Origin of the sequence: Tersicoccus sp. Bi-70, assembly GCF_001968825.1 — a bacterium.
Classification (GTDB): Bacteria; Actinomycetota; Actinomycetes; order Actinomycetales; family Micrococcaceae; genus Tersicoccus.
This window is the reverse complement of the sequence record NZ_MIEU01000016.1, coordinates 116,902-135,716: the sequence shown is the minus strand read 5'-3', so window position 1 is coordinate 135,716 and position 18,815 is coordinate 116,902. Positions and strand designations below refer to the sequence as shown.

16 protein-coding genes are annotated in these 18,815 nt (G+C 73.1%); all 16 read left to right on the top strand.

The annotated features are described in order from the left end of the window. The first annotated feature begins 158 nt into the window (after positions 1–158). The 16 genes from pdhA (at position 159) to BGP79_RS13160 (ending at position 18,807) form a co-directional block, all read left to right on the top strand. On the top strand, positions 159–1,349 hold the full coding sequence (gene pdhA, locus BGP79_RS13235; RefSeq protein ID WP_076696281.1) for a pyruvate dehydrogenase (acetyl-transferring) E1 component subunit alpha: 1,191 nt from the start codon (positions 159–161) through the stop codon (positions 1,347–1,349). Next, complete coding sequence (locus BGP79_RS13230; RefSeq protein ID WP_076696279.1) at positions 1,346–2,392, top strand: alpha-ketoacid dehydrogenase subunit beta; 1,047 nt, start codon at positions 1,346–1,348, stop codon at positions 2,390–2,392. The genes pdhA and BGP79_RS13230 overlap by 4 nt, the downstream gene beginning before the upstream one ends. Further along, entirely contained in the window at positions 2,389–4,119 is a 1,731-nt protein-coding gene (locus BGP79_RS16220; protein WP_076696277.1) for a dihydrolipoamide acetyltransferase family protein, read from the top strand. Before BGP79_RS13230 ends, BGP79_RS16220 begins: the two co-directional genes overlap by 4 nt. 10 nt (positions 4,120–4,129) lie before the next feature. Then, a complete protein-coding gene (locus BGP79_RS13220) occupies positions 4,130–5,749 on the top strand; it encodes a carboxyl transferase domain-containing protein (protein WP_076696275.1) in 1,620 nt (539 codons plus the stop codon). 83 nt (positions 5,750–5,832) lie between these two features. Then, positions 5,833–8,058 (top strand): biotin carboxylase N-terminal domain-containing protein, encoded by a 2,226-nt coding sequence (locus BGP79_RS13215; RefSeq protein WP_233121606.1) that lies wholly within the window; start codon positions 5,833–5,835, stop codon positions 8,056–8,058. Next, positions 8,051–9,259: an acyl-CoA dehydrogenase family protein gene (locus BGP79_RS13210; RefSeq protein ID WP_369800203.1), complete on the top strand. Its 1,209-nt coding sequence runs from the start codon at positions 8,051–8,053 to the stop codon at positions 9,257–9,259. The genes BGP79_RS13215 and BGP79_RS13210 overlap by 8 nt, the downstream gene beginning before the upstream one ends. A 2-nt stretch (positions 9,260–9,261) precedes the next feature. Further along, entirely contained in the window at positions 9,262–9,834 is a 573-nt protein-coding gene (locus BGP79_RS13205) for a MaoC family dehydratase (protein ID WP_083701927.1), read from the top strand. Then, the gene (locus BGP79_RS13200; protein WP_076696271.1) at positions 9,834–10,859 is read left to right on the top strand and encodes a zinc-binding dehydrogenase; all 1,026 of its coding nucleotides are present in this window, start codon (positions 9,834–9,836) and stop codon (positions 10,857–10,859) included. Before BGP79_RS13205 ends, BGP79_RS13200 begins: the two co-directional genes overlap by 1 nt. Before the next feature lie 10 nt (positions 10,860–10,869). Continuing rightward, positions 10,870–11,694: a CoA ester lyase gene (locus tag BGP79_RS13195; RefSeq protein ID WP_076696988.1), complete on the top strand. Its 825-nt coding sequence runs from the start codon at positions 10,870–10,872 to the stop codon at positions 11,692–11,694. A 49-nt stretch (positions 11,695–11,743) separates the two neighbouring features. Beyond that, positions 11,744–12,607 (top strand): sigma-70 family RNA polymerase sigma factor, encoded by an 864-nt coding sequence (locus tag BGP79_RS13190; protein ID WP_076696269.1) that lies wholly within the window; start codon positions 11,744–11,746, stop codon positions 12,605–12,607. Between the two features lie 144 nt (positions 12,608–12,751). Beyond that, positions 12,752–12,988, top strand: a complete 237-nt coding sequence (locus BGP79_RS13185; protein WP_076696267.1) for a DUF1059 domain-containing protein — start codon at positions 12,752–12,754, stop codon at positions 12,986–12,988. A 147-nt stretch (positions 12,989–13,135) separates the two neighbouring features. Continuing rightward, positions 13,136–13,870 (top strand): sulfite exporter TauE/SafE family protein, encoded by a 735-nt coding sequence (locus BGP79_RS13180; RefSeq protein WP_076696265.1) that lies wholly within the window; start codon positions 13,136–13,138, stop codon positions 13,868–13,870. A 144-nt stretch (positions 13,871–14,014) separates the two neighbouring features. Beyond that, the gene (gene dxr / locus BGP79_RS13175) at positions 14,015–15,271 is read left to right on the top strand and encodes a 1-deoxy-D-xylulose-5-phosphate reductoisomerase (protein ID WP_083701926.1); all 1,257 of its coding nucleotides are present in this window, start codon (positions 14,015–14,017) and stop codon (positions 15,269–15,271) included. Between the two features lie 64 nt (positions 15,272–15,335). Then, a complete protein-coding gene (locus BGP79_RS13170; protein ID WP_076696263.1) occupies positions 15,336–16,673 on the top strand; it encodes an RIP metalloprotease in 1,338 nt (445 codons plus the stop codon). 117 nt (positions 16,674–16,790) lie between these two features. Next, positions 16,791–17,957: a flavodoxin-dependent (E)-4-hydroxy-3-methylbut-2-enyl-diphosphate synthase gene (gene ispG, locus BGP79_RS13165; RefSeq protein ID WP_076696262.1), complete on the top strand. Its 1,167-nt coding sequence runs from the start codon at positions 16,791–16,793 to the stop codon at positions 17,955–17,957. 13 nt (positions 17,958–17,970) lie between these two features. After that, positions 17,971–18,807 carry a DUF4081 domain-containing GNAT family N-acetyltransferase gene (locus BGP79_RS13160; RefSeq protein ID WP_233121525.1) on the top strand — a complete coding sequence of 279 codons (837 nt, stop codon included), beginning with the start codon at positions 17,971–17,973 and terminating at the stop codon, positions 18,805–18,807. The last annotated feature ends 8 nt before the right edge of the window (positions 18,808–18,815 follow it).

Below are 18,815 nucleotides of genomic sequence, written 5' to 3'. Positions count from 1 at the left end.
GTGCGCCGCTGTTGGGCGACATGCTCAACGTCGAGCGCCTCCGTTGCGCTGTGTGGCTGGTGTGAGTAAGTTCACAGACAGGCGGCCGACGGAGCCCGCCCGGGTGATGACGCCACCGCGTCGACCCCGACCCTTGATGCGAAAGCAGCGTGTCAGCCGTGTCCGTGAACAGCCTGATCCTCGATGCCCTCAACCAGGGCGGCCAGCTCGTCGACGACCTCGTCCAGCTGATCAGCCCCACCGGTGAACGCCGGGTCAACCCCGTCTTCGACGCGCTCGTCGAGGACGTCGACGCCGACGCGCTGGCCGCGTTCTACATCGACATGAGCGTCATCCGACGCATCGACACCGAGGCGACCGCCCTGCAGCGGCAGGGCGAACTCGGCCTGTGGCCGCCGTTGACCGGCCAGGAGGCCGCCCAGATCGGCTCCGGGCGTGCGCTGAACCGCACGGACATGATCTTCCCCAGCTACCGCGAGCACGGGGTCGCCTACTGCCGCGGTGTCGACCCGGTGGACATCCTCAGCCTGTGGCGCGGCGCCGCCTCCTGTGGCTGGGACCCGACGGTCACCCGGATGGCCACCCCGCAGATCATCATCGGCGCCCAGACGCTGCACGCCACCGGGTACGCGATGGGCATCAAGGCCGAGGGGTCCGACGACGCCGCCATCGTCTACTTCGGGGACGGAGCGACCAGCCAGGGCGACGTCAACGAGGCGATGGTCTTCGCGGCCAGCTTCGGGGCGCCCGTCGTCTTCTTCTGCCAGAACAACCAGTGGGCGATCTCCGAGCCGGTGGGGCTTCAGGCGCAGGGTCACATCGCCGACCGCGCCCCCGGTTTCGGCATCCCGTCGGTGCGGGTGGACGGCAACGACGTCCTGGCCGTGACCGCGGTGACCCGTCGGGCGCTCGCCCGGGCCCGGGCGGGGCAGGGACCCTCCTACATCGAAGCGGTCACCTACCGGATGGGCCCGCACACCACGGCCGACGACCCCACGCGCTACGAGGACCGGGGCCTGCGCGCCGAGTGGGAACAGCGGGATCCGCTCGCCCGGGTCCGGGCCCTGCTCGCGGCCGAGGGGTACGACGTCGACGCGCTCGACGCCGCCGCGACCCGCGCCGCGGACGAGGCGGCATCCGGGCTGCGCTCCGGCATCACGTCGATGGCGGACCCAACGCCGGAGAGCCTCTTCGAGCACGTCCTGTCCAGCCCGGACGCCTGGCTCGAGGACCAGCGCGACCGCTACCTGCTCTACCTGGACTCGCTGGACGACGCCGGCTCGGGTGACGACGCCGGTGCCGGGCACGGCGGGGCGACGCACGGCGCATCGACGGGGGCACGGGCATGAGCACCATGACCATGGCGGGGGCACTGAACGCTGCCCTCGCCGCCGAGCTGGACCGGGACGCGAAGACCGTCCTGATGGGGGAGGACATCGGCGCGCTCGGCGGTGTCTTCCGGATCACCGACGGGCTGCAGGCTCGTTTCGGCAAGCACCGCGTGATGGACACCCCGCTCGCGGAGTCCGGCATCGTCGGCACCGCGATCGGGCTCGCGATGCGTGGCTTTCGTCCCGTGGTCGAGATCCAGTTCGACGGGTTCGTCTATCCCGCGTTCGACCAGATCGTCTCCAACCTGGCCAAGCTGCACTACCGCACCCGCGGTGCCGTCAGCCTGCCGGTGACCATCCGCATCCCGTTCGGCGGCGGCATCGGCTCCCCGGAACACCACTCGGAGTCCCCCGAGGCCTACTTCGCCCACACGGCGGGACTCCGGGTGGTCAGCGCGTCCACCCCGCAGGAGGCGTACAGCACCCTGCGTGCCGCGATCGCCTCGGACGACCCGGTCGTCTTCCTCGAGCCCAAGCGCCGCTATTGGGGCAAGGGCGAGGTCGACGACACGCGGCAGCTCGACCTGACCCGGGCCGCGGTCGTGCGACCCGGGACCGATGCCACCGTGATCGCCTACGGTCCGCTCGTCGCCACCGCGCTGGACGCGGCCACGGCGGCCGAGGACGAGGGCATCGACCTCGAGGTCGTCGACCTGCGCTCGCTCTACCCCCTCGACCTGGCGACCCTGGAGGCGTCGGTGCGGAAGACGGGCCGGCTGCTCGTCACCCATGAGGCCGGCGAGTTCGGCGGCCTCGGCGCGGAGATCGTCGCGATCCTCACCACCCGCTGCTTCTACTCGCTGCAGGCGCCGCCCGAACGGGTCACCGGGTTCGACATCCCGTACCCGCCGGCCCGGCTCGAGGACCACCACCTGCCCGACCTGGACCGCATCCTCGACGCCGTCGACCGGCTCGTCGGCCGCGACAACTCCCAGACCGGGTCCCGTTTCGACGCGCTCGCCGGCTCGTCGACCTCCTCCCTGATCGGAGCTGCCTCGTGATCCGTGAATTCGCGCTGCCGGACCTCGGCGAGGGCCTGACCGAGTCCGAGATCGTCAGCTGGAAGGTCGCCGAGGGGCAGAGCGTGAGCCTGAACCAGGTGATCGCTGAGGTCGAGACCGCGAAGGCCGTCGTCCAGCTGCCCAGCCCGTGGGACGGCGTCGTCGAGCGCCTGCTGCAGGCCGAGGGCGCGACCGTCGACGTCGGCACCCCGATCCTCGCCATCGACGTGCCCACCGCCGACGGCGCGGGCTCGGACGGTGCGGGGACCGGATCGGCGCGTCGCGAGCCGACCCTGGTCGGCTACGGGGCTGCGCCCGCCGGGACCGGTCGGCCCGCCCGGCGCCGCCGCGGGAACGTCGCGCTCGCCGGGGTGGCGAACGGGTCGACCGGGGCACCCGATGACGAGCCCGGCCAGCCCGGCGTGCCGGACGTGCCGCGGGTGCCGCGCGATCCCGACCAGCCCGACACCGATCAGCCCGACACCGGGCAGCCCGATCCCGGCCGGCGGCCGGAGGAACCCGGCGTTCCGCTGCCCGGCCACACGCCGGACGCGCCGACGAGCCCGGAGACGCCGGACGAACCGCTGCGCCCGGGCGGGCCGGAGGTCCCGCCACTGCCCGGCCGGCCCGACGAGCCGCTCGCACCGAACGGCCCGGAGGTCCCGCCGCTGCCGGGAGGGCCCGAGATCCCCCCGCTGCCGGGCGCCCCCGACCTGCCGCGACCGGGGCAGGACGGTACTGCACTTGCCGGCCACGACGGCCACCGCGAACGGCGCCACAGCACCCCCATCGTCCGCAAGCTCGCGCGGGACCTCGGCGTCGACCTCGAGTCGCTGACCGGTACCGGCCGCGGCGGCCTGGTCACCCGGGACGACGTCACGACCGCCTCCCGCGCGGGGACGGCAACGCCCGTCGCCACCCCGTCCGCTCCTCCGGCGGCACCGGCCGCGCCATCGGCAGCCGCGCCGGTCTCCGTGTCGGGCGCATTGTCGCCCGTCGGTGGAATCGGCATTCGCGAGGCCGGGGCGCGTGAGACCCGCGAACCCATCCGCGGCGTGCGCAAGCACACCGCGGCCGCGATGGTCACGAGTGCCTTCACCGCGCCGCACGTCACCGAGTTCCTCACGGTCGACGTGACGGAGAGCGTGGCCCTGCTGGCGTCGCTGCGCGCCGACCGGGCGTGGGCCGAGGACCGGCCGACGATGACGGCGCTGGTCAGCAAGGCCGTCCTGGTCGCCCTGCGGCGGCACCCCGAGCTCAACTCCCGCTGGGACGAGGCCGCGGGGGAGATCGTGCGGTTCGGCTACGTCAACCTCGGCATCGCCGCTGCGACGCCGCGCGGGCTCGTCGTGCCGAACATCAAGGACGCCGACGGCCTGGACCTGCGGACCCTCACCGGTGCGCTGCGCGACCTCACGAGCGCCGCGCGCGACGGCCGGACGACGCCCGCGGCCCTGAGCGGGGGCACGTTCACCCTCTCCAACGTCGGCGTGTTCGGCGTGGACGCGGGTACGCCGATCCTCAACCCGGGAGAGGCGGGCATCCTCGCCACCGGGCAGGTCCGCCGCACGCCGTGGGAGTACCAGGGACAGATCGCCCTGCGCGACGTCATGACCCTGAGCCTGTCCTTCGACCACCGGCTCGTCGACGGGGAGGCCGGTTCCCGGTTCCTCGCCGACGTCGGCGCCGTCCTGCGCGCTCCCGGCGTCACGCTGACGCTGATCTGACCGGGCGCCCATGGACACCCTGACCAGCACCCTCGACGCCGCTCACCCGGCCGACCCGGTCCTCGCCCGGCGCACCGCCGCGCACGCCGAGCTCGCGGCGGAACTGCGCCGTCGGCTCGGGGCCGCGGCACTCGGGGGCTCCGCGGCCGCCCGGAAGCGGCACCGGGACCGCGGCAAGCTGCTGCCCCGGGAACGGGTCGAGCAGCTGCTCGACGAGGGCAGCCCCTTCCTCGAGCTCTCGCCGCTGGCCGCGACCGGGATGTACGACGACGCGTGCCCCGGCGCCGGCCTGATCACCGGCATCGGGCTGGTCGCCGGGCGGCCGGTGATGGTCGTGTGCAACGACGCGACCGTCAAGGGCGGCACCTACTACCCGATGACGGTGACCAAGCATCTGCGCGCCCAGCAGGTGGCGCTGGAGAACCGGCTGCCCTGCCTGTACCTCGTCGATTCCGGTGGCGCGTTCCTGCCGCTGCAGGACGAGGTGTTCCCCGACCGGGAGCACTTCGGCCGGATCTTCTACAACCAGGCCAACCTCTCCGCCGCGCGGATCCCGCAGCTCTCGGCCGTCCTCGGCTCCTGCACCGCGGGCGGTGCCTACGTGCCGGCGATGAGCGACGAGACCGTCATCGTCGCCGAGCAGGGCACCATCTTCCTCGGCGGGCCGCCACTGGTGAAGGCCGCGATCGGCGAGGACATCACCGCGGAGCAGCTCGGCGGCGGTCGCCTGCACACGAGCACGTCCGGGGTGGCGGACCACCTCGCCGACGACGACACCCACGCCCTGCAGATCCTGCGCGACATCGTCGCCACCCTGCCGGACCCGCCCTCCCCGGCGTGGACCGTGCGGGAACCGGTCGAACCCGCCGTCGACCCCGGGACCCTGACCGCCGTCGTCGCCGCGGACACGACCATGCCGTACGACGTGCGCGAGGTGATCGCCCGGCTGGTCGACGGCAGCGCGTTCAGCGAGTTCAAGCGCGACTACGGCTCCACCCTCGTCACCGGGTTCGCGCACCTGCACGGCCACCCGGTGGGCATCGTCGCCAACAACGGCGTGTTGTTCAGCGAGTCGGCGATGAAGGGCGCCCACTTCATCGAGCTGTGCGACCAGCGCGGCATTCCGCTGATCTTCCTGCAGAACATCACCGGCTTCATGGTCGGCGCGGACGCGGAGGCCGGCGGCATCGCCAAGCACGGCGCCAAGATGGTCACCGCCGTCGCCACCTGCCGCGTGCCGAAGCTGACCGTGATCATCGGCGGCTCCTTCGGGGCCGGCAACTACTCGATGTGCGGCCGGGCCTACGGGCCGCGATTCCTGTGGATGTGGCCGAACGCCCGGATCTCGGTGATGGGCTCTGCGCAGGCCGCGTCCGTGCTGGCCACGGTGCGCCGCGACGCCGCCGCCGCCGCGGGCCAGGAGTTCACCGCCGAGGACGAGCGGGCCCTGACCGAGCCGGTGATCGAGCAGTACGAGCAGCAGGGCAGCCCCTGGTACTCGACTGCCCGACTGTGGGACGACGGCGTGATCGACCCGGCCGACACCCGCACCGTGCTCGGTCTCGCGCTCGACGTCGTCAGCCGGACCCCGCTGCCCGACGACCACCGCTTCGGCCTGTTCCGGATGTGAGCCCATTGACCACCCGATTCCCTGCCACTGCCACTGCCGAGCTCGCGGCGGCCGAGTCCTCCACCGAGCGGCTCTTCTCGACCGTGCTCGTCGCCAACCGCGGCGAGATCGCCTGCCGCGTCATCGCCACCCTGCACCGGCTCGGCATCGAGGCCGTCGCCGTCTACAGCGAGGCCGACGCCGACGCCCGGCACGTGCGCGAGGCCGACCGGGCCGTCCTGATCGGGCCCGCGGCCGCCCGGCTGAGCTACCTCGACGTCGACGCCGTCATCCGTGCGGCGAAGGACACCGGCGCCGAGGCGATCCACCCCGGCTACGGGTTCCTCTCCGAGAACCCCGAGCTCGCCGACGCGTGCGAGCGCGCCGGCATCGTGCTGATCGGCCCCGGCAAGCGGGCCCTGGAGACGATGGCCGACAAGATCCGGGCGAAGGCGCACGTCGCCGCGCACGGCGTTCCCGTCGTGCCCGGCGTCGACGACACGGATCTCGCCGCGGAGGCGCACACCGACGACGGCGACGGCGACCGCGACGGACGTCTGCTCGCCGCGGCGGACCGCATCGGCTACCCGCTGCTGGTCAAGCCCTCGGCCGGTGGCGGCGGCAAGGGCATGGTCGCCGTCACGGAGGCCACCGCGCTTCCCGCGGCGCTGGCCACGGCCCGCCGGACCGCCGCCGCGGCCTTCGGGGACGACACCCTGCTGCTCGAACGGCTCATCACCTCCCCGCGGCACATCGAGGTGCAGGTCCTCGCCGACGAGCACGGCACGGTGCTGCACCTGGGGGAGCGCGAGTGCTCCCTGCAGCGGCGCCACCAGAAGGTGATCGAGGAGGCGCCGTCGCCGCTCATCTCGGCCGCGACCCGGGCCGAGCTCGGCGCCGCCGCTTGCCGGGCCGCCGCGAGCGTGGACTACCGCGGGGCGGGCACGGTCGAGTTCATCGTCTCCGCCGACGAACCCGACCGGTTCCACTTCCTCGAGATGAACACCCGGCTGCAGGTCGAGCACCCGATCACCGAGATGATCACCGGGCTGGACCTGGTCGAGGAGCAGGTGCGCATCGCCGCCGGGCATCCGCTGCGGATCGGGCAGGACGACGTCACCCTCACCGGCCATGCCGTCGAGGCCCGGCTCTACGCGGAGGACCCCGCCGCGGGGTTCCTGCCCACCGCGGGCACCGTGCTCGCCCTGAACGAGCCCACCGGGCCGGGCGTCCGGGTCGACAGTTCCCTGCTGCCCGGCACCGTCGTCGGCACCGACTACGACCCGATGCTCGCCAAGATCATCGCCCACGGGGCCGACCGCGGGCAGGCCCTCGACCGGCTCGCCGCCGCGCTCGCCGGCACGGTGGTGTTCGGGGTGGGCACCAACGTCGACGCCCTCCAGGCGCTGATCGCCCATCCGGCGGTGCGGGCCGGCGACCTGGACACCGGTCTGATCGACCGGAGCCTGGAGCAGCTGACCGGCTGGCGTCCGGGCGACGCCGACGTCGCCGGTATCGCCGTCGCCCTGCTCGCGGACCGGTCCGATGATCAGGCCGCGCACGCGCGCTCGGCGGACGGCGCCGCACTGAACCATGGGACGGGGGACGGCCACGAGTCTTCCGACGGCGACGTGTTCTCCGGTGCCGGGCCGTCCCGGTCCCGCACGCTGGGGGGAACGCCGGAGACGACGGCGGCAGGGGCCTGGTCCCGCGCCGCCGGGTTCCGGCTCGGTGGTCGGGTCGACCGCCTGCGCCTGCGTGACGGTGACGGCAACGACCGCGTCGTCGCCGTCACGCAGGCCTCTCCCGGGGCCGGGTCCGTCGTGTTGGTCGACGGGGATCCCATCACGCCCACCGGCCCGTGGCGCGTGCTCGACGCCGGGGATGCCGTGTACGCCCACGGGGGCACGGACGGCGACGCGTCGTCCACTCCGCACACGTCCACCCCGCACACCGTCACCCTGCACCGCATCGACCGGGGCGCCGCCCTGGCCGCCGCGCGGGCCCGGGCGGTACGCGCGGCCACCGGCGCCGACCCGGAGGTGCGCAGCCCGATGCCCGGCACCGTCGTGGCCGTCCTCGCCGAGGCCGGGGCCACCGTCGACGTCGGTGCCCCGCTCGTGATCGTCGAGGCCATGAAGATGGAGCACACCCTCACCGCGCCCGTCGACGGCGTCGTCGCCGTGCACGTCGCGGTGGGTGACCGTGTCGCCGCCGGCACGGTCCTCGCCGACGTCGCAGCGGCCATCACACCCGCCGCCACACCGGCCGGCACGTCCGGCGACACCCACTCCGAGACCACCCCGCACGAGGAGAACTCTGATGACTGACGTCCTGAACAGCACCGGCAAGGCCGACACGGACCTGAGCACCGTCGGGCTGAGCGAGGAGCTGGCGGCCCTGGCCGCGATGGTCCGGGACTTCGCGCAGACCGTCGTCGCGCCCGCCGCCGTCACCCACGACGCCGCGCACACCTTCCCGTACGAGGTGGTCGCCCAGATGGGCGAGCTCGGCCTGTTCGGTCTGCCCGTGCCGGAGGAGTACGGCGGCATGGGCGGAGACCACACGGCCCTGTGCGTGGCCATCGAGGAGCTCGCCCGCGTCGACCAGTCCATCGCCATCACCCTCGAGGCGGGTGTGTCGCTCGGCATCTCCCCGCTGCTGCACTACGGCACCGAGGAGCAGAAGGCCGCGTGGGTGCCGGACCTGGCCGCCGGCCGTGCACTTGCCGGCTTCGGGCTGACCGAGCCGGAGGCCGGCTCCGACGCGTCCGGTACGCGCACCACGGCCCGGCTCGAGGACGGGCAGTGGGTGATCAACGGCAGCAAGGAGTTCATCACCAACTCCGGCACGGACATCACCCGGCTGGTCACGGTCACGGCGGTCACGGGGACGGGAGTGGACCGGAAGGGCAGAGAACGCAAGGAGATCTCCACCCTGCTGGTCCCGGTGCCGACCGAGGGCTTCCGTGCCGAGAAGGCGTACGACAAGGTCGGCTGGAACTCCTCCGACACCCACCCGCTGACCCTGACCGACGTGCGGGTGCCGGAGGCCAACCTGCTCGGGGAGCGCGGCCGCGGCTACGCCAACTTCGTGCACACGCTGGACGAGGGCCGCATCGCCATCGCCGCGCTCGGCACCGGTGCCGCGCAGGGCTGCCTGGACGCCTCCGTCCGGTACGCGAAGGAGCGGCAGGCCTTCGGCTCGGCGATCGGCCACCACCAGGCGATCGCCTTCAAGATCGCCCGCATGCAGGTGCGGGTGCACACCGCCCGGCTCGCGTGGCGGGACGCGGCCGCCCGGATGACGGCGGGCAAGCCGTTCAAGACGCAGGCCTCGATCGCCAAGATCGTCGCGGGCGAGGCCGCCATGGACAACGCCCGCGACGCGACCCAGATCTTCGGCGGATACGGTTTCATCAACGAGTTCGTCGTCGCACGGCACTATCGTGATTCCAAGATCCTGGAGATCGGCGAGGGGACCACGGAGGTGCAGCAGATGCTCATCGCCCGCTCGCTGGGACTGGAGTGAGCATGACGACGGACCGGATCATCACCGACCCCCGCGACGACGGGCGCCTGCCGACCGGGGCCATCCCCATCACCGAGGCGGTGCGGCAGCGCGGCCTGTACTTCGAGGAGTACCGGGCCGGGGTGGTCTATGAGCACCGACCCGGCCGCACCATCACCGAGGCCGACGACGTCCTCTTCACGACGCTCTCGGGCAACAGCCAGTCGCTGCACCTGGACGAGCACTTCGCCGCCAGCCAGCCGTTCGGCCGGCGCCTGGTCAACTCGATGTTCACCCTCTCGCTGCTGGTCGGCCTGTCGGTGGCGCAGCTGACGGAGGGCACCATCGTCGCCAACCTCGGCTTCGAAGCGGTCGAGTTCCCCGCCCCGGTCTTCCACGGCGACACCCTGTACGCGTCGACCGTCGTCGTCGGCAAACGGCTCTCGCAGAGCCGGCCCGGGCAGGGGATCGTCACGCTCAAGCACACCGCGCGCAACCAGACCGGTGCCGTGGTGGCCGTCGCGACCCGCTCGGTGCTGATCTGGTGCGAGGAGGCCCACCAGCGGCACGAGAACGCCGGGTCGGCGAAGGCCTGATGCACGCCTTCGCGTTCTCCGCTCACGGCGGCCCCGAGGTGACGGCGCACGTCGACGTCCCGGTACCCGTGCCCGGACCCGGACAGCTCCTCGTCCGCATGGCCGCCTCCGGCGTCAACCCCGGCGACGTCAAGGTGCGCAGCGGCGGTCGCCAGGGTGCCTTCGACGTCCGGTTCCCCATGGCGATCGGCCGGGAGGCGGCGGGGGACGTCGTCACGGTCGGTGACGGCGTCGAGGGCTGGGCGCCCGGCGACGCCGTGTTCGGCGCCGCGGCCGCCGGCACCGGCACCCTCGCCGACCTCGTGCTCCTCACCGCCGAGAGCGTCGCTCGCCGGCCGGACGGAGTGTCGCCCGAGCAGGCCACGTGCATCCCCGTCTCCGTCGGCACCGCGTGGGACGCCCTGGACGAGCTCGACCTCGCCGCCGGCTCCATCCTGCTGGTGCTCGGCGCCGGCGGCGGCGTGGGCTCCGCGGCCTCCGCCATCGGGGTCGCCCGCGGGCTGACCGTGATCGGCGTCGCGTCCGCGGGCAAACGGCAGCTCGTCGAGGACCTGGGCGCGGTGCACGTCGTCTCCGGCGACGGATGGACCGACCGCGTACGCGAGCTGACCACCGACGGACGCGTCGACGGCGTGATCGACCTGGTCGGTGGGGACGTGCTGCGCGAGGCGGCCGCCCTGGTCCGCGACCGGGGCGCGATCCGCAGCGGTGCCGCACCGCAGCTGGCCACCGGACTCGGCGGCTCCGGCGTCACGCGCCGGCGCACGACGGCCGTCTTCACCGCGATCGCCGAGGCCATCGCCGCGGGGGTGTTCAGCCCCGTCGTCAGCGGCACGTGGCCGCTCGCGCAGGCCGAACAAGCCGTCGCCGCCGTCGAGGACGGGCACGCGATCGGCAACGTCGTGGTGATCGCCGACGAGCAGGCGTCCGGCGCGGCGTCCGGTGCGGCGTCCGACGACCAGGCGTCCGAACGCGCGGCGGCCGCCGAGCCCGCCGGCGACCGGACGCCCACGTCCGGCCCGTAGCATCGACGTCGTGACGACCTCCTCGACCTTCGCCCTCGGGCCCGCCCTGCTGTTCTGCCCCGCCGACCGGACGGACCGCTTCGCCAAGGCCGCCGACCGGGCGGACGCGGTGATCCTCGACCTGGAGGACGCCGTCGCGCCGGTCGACAAGGACACCGCCCGCGCCAACTTGGCCGAGCACCCCCTCGATCCGGCGCGCACCGTCGTGCGGGTGAACGCCGCCGGCACCGAGGACTTCGACGCCGACGTCGCCGCGCTCGCCGAGCTGCCCTACCGCACGGTCATGCTCGCCAAGACGGAGTCCACCGCGCAGGTGCGCGCCCTGGCGGGGCACGACGTGATCGCCCTGATCGAGACCGCCGCCGGAGCGCTCGCCGTCGCGGACATCGCCGCCGAGCCGAACGTCGTCGCCCTGATGTGGGGTGCCGAGGACCTCGTGGCCTCCCTCGGGGGCACCGGCAGCCGCACCGCGGGCGGGCGGTACCGGGCCGTCGCCACGCACGTCCGCTCCACCGTGCTGCTCGCCGCGGGCGCCCACGGCAAGGCCGCGATCGACGCCGTCTACACCGCGATCGAGGACACGGCCGGGCTCACCGACGAATGCGAGGACGCCGCCGCCACCGGATTCGCTGCCAAGGCGTGCATCCACCCTGCCCAGGTGGCGGCCGTTCGCGCGGCCTTCGCGCCGTCCGAGCAGCAGGTGGCCGACGCCCGCGAGCTGCTCGCCGAGGCCGAGCACCGGCCCGGGGTGTTCTCGTGGCGTGGCGCCATGATCGACGAGCCGATCCTGCGGCACGCCCGCGCCGTCGTCGCTCGCGCGGACACCGGCCGCTAGTCCGGTTCGGAGAGACCGCACAGCAGAGACCGGACAGGGAGGGGCACGCGTGGACGCGACGAGCGAGTTCGAGCACGAACGCCCCCGCCTGCTGCGGGTCGCGGCGCGGGTCCTCGGCGACCCGGTCGAGGCGGAGGACGTGGTCCAGCAGGCCTGGTTGCGCATGCACACCGCCGACGGGCCGGTCGAGAACCTGCCCGCTTGGCTGACGACGGTCACCACCCGGCTGTGCCTGGACCGGTTGAAGGCGCGGGTGGCGGTCCCGGTCGACACGACCGCGCCGTCCGACTCGCTCGAGGAGACCGCCGTCGTGCCGGACCCGGCCGACGCCGCCGTTCTGACCGACGCCGTCGGCGGCGCGCTCGGCGTGGTGCTGGACCGGCTCAGCCCGGCCGAACGGGTCGCCTTCGTCCTGCACGACTCGTTCGCCGTCGACTTCCCCGCCATCGCCGGCATCCTCGACACCTCGCCGGTGGCCGCCCGGAAGCTGGCCTCGCGCGCCCGGGCCAAGGTGGCGCAGCCGTCGTCGTCGGCTCGCGAGGATCACCGTCCGGCCGCGTGGGAGGTGGTGGACGCCTTCATGGCGGCGGCCCGCGAGGGCGAGCTCGGCCGCCTCGTCGCCCTGCTCGCACCCGACGCCCGGATCACCGCGGACGAGGCCGCCGTGCTCGCCGGCACCCCCGAGCGGATCGAGGGTCGCGACGCCGTCGCCGCCTTCTTCAACGGCAGCGCCCAGGCCGCGCTGCCCGTCTTCGTCGGCGACGGCCCGGGGTCGGCCTGGTACCACCGGGGCCGGGCCGCGGTGTTCTTCGACTTCACGGTGCTCGACGGTCAGGTCCGCGAGATCACCTTCCGCGCCGACGCCGCCGTGCTCGCCCGGGTACGGCGCCGGCGGGGCGCGGACTTCGCCTGACGGGCGGATCCCACCCGGTCGGTGAGTGACGACGCGGGGTGACAGCTCCCGTCACGACGGCCGGTCGCGGCCGCTGGTCACACTTCGGGATCCTCGATCGTCATCAGGGTGTACGACGACCCACCCGCTCGAACGGAGCCGACCATGAAGACGATGACCTGCCGCCAGCTCGGAGGCCCCTGCGACCTGACGCACCGCGGCGACACCGCCGACGACGTCATCAAGGCGCAGGACCGCCACCTCAAGGAGGCCGTCAAGGCCGGGGATGCCACGCACCAGGAGGCGCGGGACGCGATGAAGGGCCGCTGGCGGCACCCCCGCCAGTCGATGAGCTGGTACCACGACGTCAAGGCGTCGTTCGCGGGCCTGTCCGAGTCCTGACGGACCGAAAACCCACCTCGCCAGCTCGTCAATAGATGTCCCATCCGGGCCCTCCGGGACCCACGATGGAGCATCTGTTGACGAGCTGGCGTCGCGTGGGGTCGCGGGGGAGAGGGGCGGCCGGGGTGCGTCGGTAGAGTGACGCGGGTGTTCGCCCTCGTCCTCGTCGCCGCCGCCGTCGGGGCCCTCGCGCAACGCATCTCCGGGCTCGGGTTCGCCCTCGTCGTCTCCCCGGTGCTCGTCCTCGTCCTCGGCGCCTTCGACGGGGTGATGATCGTCAATCTGTGTGCGGCCGTCTCCGCCGCGATGGCCGTCCCGCTCGTGCGGCGCGACATCGAGTGGCGCCGGTACGCCGCGCTCGCCGGCTGCGCCCTGATCGGGATCGTCCCCGGCGCCGTGCTGGCCGCGCACCTGCCCGGACCCGTCCTGGAGATCTCCATCGGCGCGCTGCTGATCGTCGCGCTGACCGTCTCCGTGCTGCTGACTCACACCGACGTCGTCCTCTCCGGCCCGGTGACGCTCGTGGTCAGCGGCGTCGCGTCCGGGGCGATGAACGCCGCCGCCGGGATCGGCGGCCCCGCCGTCAGCGTGTACGCGATGCTCAGCCGCTGGCCGCACCGCTCGTTCGCGGCCACCCTGCAGCCCTTCTTCCTCACCCTCGGACTGTGCTCGCTCGGCGCCAAGTGGATCGCCTCCGGCGGCCGGATGCCGGGCCTGGAACCCTGGCAGTGGCTGGCGATCCTCGCCTGCACCGCGGGCGGCCTGCTCGTGGGTCAGCGGGTCGCTCCGCACGTGCCCGCGGCCGCCGCCCGCCGCATCGTCATCACCATCGCCTACCTCGGCGCCGTCTCGATCCTGGTGAAGGGGCTCACGGACCTCTGAGGCCGGCCGCCGAGGGGCGCGTCGGTGGGTCGCGGAGAAGGGTCGCGGTTCCGCTCGGCGGCAGTCCTCCAGGCGGCCTCCCGTCGAGGGCGAGCTGGGTCACGCGTGACGGTCCGGCGGCCGGCATCGCGGCATACTGAACGGATGCCCGACTCCCGCGACCACGACCGAACGCCCCCCGGCCGCACCCCATCCCACGGCCCGGGGACCGGCGTCGGGCCGCAGCGCCGCACCGTGAGCCTGCTCGGCTCCACCGGCTCCATCGGCACGCAGGCCGTCGACGTCGTCCGCGCCAACCCGGACCGGTTCCGCGTGACGGCACTGGCGGCCGGCGGCGGGAACCTGACGGCGCTCGCCGAGCAGGTCGTCGCCGTGCGTGCCGAGGCGGTGGGGATCGCCGCGGGCGACCCCGTGGCCCTGCAGGACGCGATCGACGACGCCGCCCGCGCCGCCGGGCGGGCCGGCCAGCACCGGCCCCAGATCGAGCACGGTCCCGACGCCGCCACCCGGATCGCCGGCGTCGGCGCCGACGTCGTCCTCAACGGGATCACCGGGTCCATCGGCCTGCGGCCCACCCTGGCGGCGCTCGAGGCCGGGTCCACCCTCGCCCTGGCGAACAAGGAGTCGCTCATCGTCGGTGGGACGCTGGTGACGGCGAAGGCCGCGCCCGGCCAGCTGGTGCCCGTGGACAGCGAGCACAGCGCCATCGCCCAGAGCCTGCGGGCCGGGACCGCGGGGGAGGTGCGCCGCCTCGTCGTCACGGCCAGTGGTGGTCCGTTCCGCGGCCGCAGCCGGGAGCAGCTGCGGGACGTGACCCCGGCCGAGGCCCTCGCCCACCCCAACTTCGCCATGGGCCGCGTCATCACCACCAACTCGGCGACCCTGGTCAACAAGGGCCTCGAGGTGATCGAGGCGCACCTGCTCTTCGACGTGCCGATGGACGCGATCGACGTCGTCGTCCACCCCCAGCAGTACATCCACTCGATGGTCGAGTTCGTCGACGGCGCCGTGGTCGCGCAGATCGGGAAGCCGACGATGGCGGTGCCGATCGCCCTGGGGCTGGGCTGGCCGGACCGCGTGCCGGACGCCGAGGAGCCGATCGACTGGACGAGGGCCGCGGACTGGCGGTTCGAGCCGCTCGACGACGAGGCGTTCCCCGCCGTCGTGCTCGCTCGCAGGGCGGGGGCCGCCGGGTCCACGTATCCCGCCGTCTACAACGCCGCGAACGAGGAGTGCGTCGAGGCGTTCCACGCCGGTCGCATCGGCTTCCTCACCATCACGGAGACCATCGAGCGGGTGCTCAGCGAACACCGGGCGGACGGGCAGTTGAGCGTGGATACTGTTCTTGAGGCCGAACGCTGGGCCCGGGCCCGCACCCACCAGCTGCTCGGCTCGCTCTGATCACCACCGCTGCTCGGCCCCGGCCGAACGTCTCCTCCCGACCGAACGACCCCGCAGGACGGCCATGACTGTAGTGCTCTTCATCCTCGGCGTGCTCGTCGTGGTCGTCGGCGTCATCCTCTCGATCGCGCTGCACGAGGTCGGTCACCTGGTGCCCGCCAAGCTCTTCGGCGTCCGGGTCACCCAGTACATGATCGGCTTCGGCCGCACCGTGTTCTCCTTCCGCCGCGGCGAGACCGAGTACGGCTTCAAGCTGATCCCCGCGGGCGGCTACATCGCGATGATCGGCATGTACCCGCCGGCCCGCGAGGACGGCCGGGTGCGCGCCTCGACCACCGGCGTCTTCCAGAGCATGGCCGACGACGCCCGCCGGGCCTCCGCGGCCGAGCTGCAGCCCGGTGACGAGAACCGCATGTTCTACCGGCTGCCCGTGTGGAAGCGGATCGTCATCATGCTCGGCGGTCCGTTCATGAACCTGCTGATCGGGACGGTGATGATCGGCATCCTGGTGATGGGCTTCGGCACCGCGCAGCCGACGACGACGGTCGGCAGCCTCAGCCAGTGCGTGGTCACCGCGGAGCAGCAGCAGCGCACCGGGCAGACCTCGTGCCTGGCCACCGACAAGCCGTCGCCCGCGGTCGCCGCGAAGCTGCAGCCCGGCGACACCATCGTCGGCTTCGCCGGCGCCGACGTCACGTCCTGGAACCAGCTGACCACCCTGATCCGGGACAGCGCCGGGAAGACGGTGCCGATCGTCGTCGAGCGGAACGGCACGCGCACGAACGCGACCATCACCCCGGTCATCAACGACGTCTCGGTCCTGGACGCGAAAGGCCAGCCGGTGCGCGACGCGAACAACGAGGTGCGGACGACACGGGCCGGATTCGTCGGCATCGGGCCCGTGCAGCGGATGGTGCCGCAGCCGATCACCGAGGTGCCGCCCATGGTCGCGCAGAACGTCGGCGCCGTCGTCGGCGTCGTGCTGCACCTGCCCCAGCGGATGGTCGAGGTCGGCCAGGCCGCCTTCACCAGCGCGCCACGGAACCCGAACGGGCCGATGAGCGTCGTCGGGGTCGGCCGCATCGCCGGGGAGGTCGCCGCGACGGACCGGATCGACGTCCAGTCCAAGATCGCCGGGCTGATCGGGCTGGTCGGCAGCGTCAACATCGCCCTGTTCGTGTTCAACCTCATCCCGCTGCTGCCGCTCGACGGCGGCCACGTCGCCGGCGCCCTGTGGGAGGCCGTGCGCCGCGGGTTCGCGAAGATGTTCCGCCGGCGTGACCCGGGCCCCGTCGACATCGCGAAGCTGATGCCGGTGACGTACGTGGTGGCGGGCCTGCTGCTCGTGATGGGCGCGCTGCTGATCTTCGCCGACATCGTCAAGCCCGTGAACCTGTTCTGACGCCGTTCGTCCACGCTGCCCGTCCACGCTGCTGGCGAACGATCCGCCCGCCGGGGCGGCGCCGAATGTCCACGGGGGGATAATGGACGTCGGTCCACCGATCCATGAGGAGAGACTTTGACCTCGGTCAGCCTGGGAATGCCCGCTTCACCGCCGCCGGTGCTCGCACCGCGCCGGAAGACCCGCCAGATCAAGGTGGGCAGCGTCGGCGTCGGGTCGGATTCTCCGGTCAGCGTCCAGTCCATGACGACGACGCCGACCACCGACATCAACGCGACCCTGCAGCAGATCGCCGAACTCACGGCGTCGGGCTGCGACATCGTCCGCGTTGCGTGCCCGAGCCAGGACGACGCGGACGCGCTGCCGATCATCGCGAAGAAGTCGCAGATCCCCGTGATCGCCGACATCCACTTCCAGCCCAAGTACGTGTACGCGGCGATCGAGGCCGGCTGCGCCGCGGTCCGCGTCAACCCGGGCAACATCCGCAAGTTCGACGACCAGGTCAAGGAGATCGCCCAGGCGGCGAAGGACCACGGCACGTCGATCCGGATCGGCGTCAACGCCGGCTCCCTGGACAAGCGGATCATGGACAAGTACGGCAAGGCGACGCCCGAGGCGCTCGTCGAGTCGGCCGTGTGGGAGGCCTCCCTGTTCGAGGAGCACGACTTCCACGACTTCAAGATCTCCGTCAAGCACAACGACCCCGTCATCATGGTGCGGGCGTACGAGCTGCTCGCGCAGCGCGGTGACTGGCCGCTGCACCTCGGCGTGACCGAGGCCGGCCCGGCGTTCCAGGGCACCATCAAGTCCGCCACCGCGTTCGGGGCGCTGCTCTCGCAGGGCATCGGCGACACCATCCGCGTCTCCCTCTCCGCCCCGCCGGTCGAGGAGGTCAAGGTCGGCGCGCAGATCCTGCAGTCGCTGAACCTGCGGCCGCGCAAGCTCGAGATCGTCTCCTGCCCGTCCTGTGGGCGTGCGCAGGTCGACGTCTACACGCTGGCGGACAAGGTGACCGAGGGGCTCGAGGGCCTGACCGTGCCGCTGCGCGTGGCCGTCATGGGCTGCGTCGTCAACGGCCCGGGGGAGGCCCGTGAGGCCGACCTCGGCGTCGCGTCGGGCAACGGCAAGGGCCAGATCTTCGTCAAGGGCGAGGTCGTCAAGACCGTGCCCGAGGACCAGATCGTCGAGACCCTGATCGACGAGGCGATGCGCATCGCCGAGGAGATGGGGGAGACCGGTGGCGAGGACGCCGTCGCGGGCAGCCCCGTGGTCAGCGTCAGCTGAGCTGAGCGCCCCCGTGCCGGTCGGCGTCGACGGTGTCCGCGAGCTCGGTGCCGCGGATACGGCTGCCCTGCGCGAACTCGTCGCCGCGGACCCCGTGGCGAACATCTTCCTCGACTCCCAGCTCGGTTCCCGCGGCATCGTCGCCGGAACCGGGCGGATCCTCGGGCACGTCGACGGCGGCCGGTTGACCGCCGCGTGCTGGGCGGGGGCGAACGTCGTGCCCGTCGGCGCCACCGCCGCGGTCGCGGAACCCCTGGCGGACGCGCTCGTCGCGCTGCGCCGCCGATTCTCCTCGATCTTCGGTCCCGCCGAGGCGGTGCTGCCGCTGTGGGACGCCATCAAGGGGCGCAGTCCGCACCCGTTCGACGTCCGGCCGGATCAGCCGTTGCTCGCCGTCGGGCCCGACGTGCCCGTGCGCGGTCCCGGCCTGGTGCGCCTCGCCGGCCAGGACGACTTCGACGTCGTGCTGCCGGCCTCCGTGGACATGTTCACCGAGGAGGTCGGGTACAGCCCGCTGCAGGCGGGGGAGCAGTCCTACCGCGAGCGGGTGCGCGGGTTCATCGCGGCCGGCCAGTGCCTGATCCACCGAGACCGGAACGGCGACATCGTGTTCAAGGCCGATCTGGGCACGATCAGCGCGCACGCCAGCCAGGTGCAGGGTGTGTGGGTCAACCCCCGGCACCGCGGGCAGGGCCTGGCCGCCGGTTTCATGGCCGATGTCGTCACCCTGGCCCGGCGCCGGGCCCCCGTCGTCAGCCTCTACGTCAACGACTTCAACACCCGCGCCCGCGCCGTCTACGACCACGTGGGCTTCGCCCCGGTCGGCCGGTTCGCCACCGTCCTGTTCTAGGCGGCCTC

Excerpts from the sequence above, each read along its gene's own strand:
- BGP79_RS13230 (WP_076696279.1), top strand. The coding sequence starts at position 1,346 with ATGAGCACCATGACCATGGCGGGGGCACTGAACGCTGCCCTCGCCGCC.
- BGP79_RS13220 (WP_076696275.1), top strand. The coding sequence starts at position 4,130 with ATGGACACCCTGACCAGCACCCTCGACGCCGCTCACCCGGCCGACCCG.
- BGP79_RS13210 (WP_369800203.1), top strand. The coding sequence starts at position 8,051 with ATGACTGACGTCCTGAACAGCACCGGCAAGGCCGACACGGACCTGAGC.
- BGP79_RS13205 (WP_083701927.1), top strand. The coding sequence starts at position 9,262 with ATGACGACGGACCGGATCATCACCGACCCCCGCGACGACGGGCGCCTG.
- BGP79_RS13200 (WP_076696271.1), top strand. The coding sequence starts at position 9,834 with ATGCACGCCTTCGCGTTCTCCGCTCACGGCGGCCCCGAGGTGACGGCG.
- BGP79_RS13185 (WP_076696267.1), top strand. The coding sequence starts at position 12,752 with ATGAAGACGATGACCTGCCGCCAGCTCGGAGGCCCCTGCGACCTGACG.
- dxr (WP_083701926.1), top strand. The coding sequence starts at position 14,015 with ATGCCCGACTCCCGCGACCACGACCGAACGCCCCCCGGCCGCACCCCA.
- BGP79_RS13170 (WP_076696263.1), top strand. The coding sequence starts at position 15,336 with ATGACTGTAGTGCTCTTCATCCTCGGCGTGCTCGTCGTGGTCGTCGGC.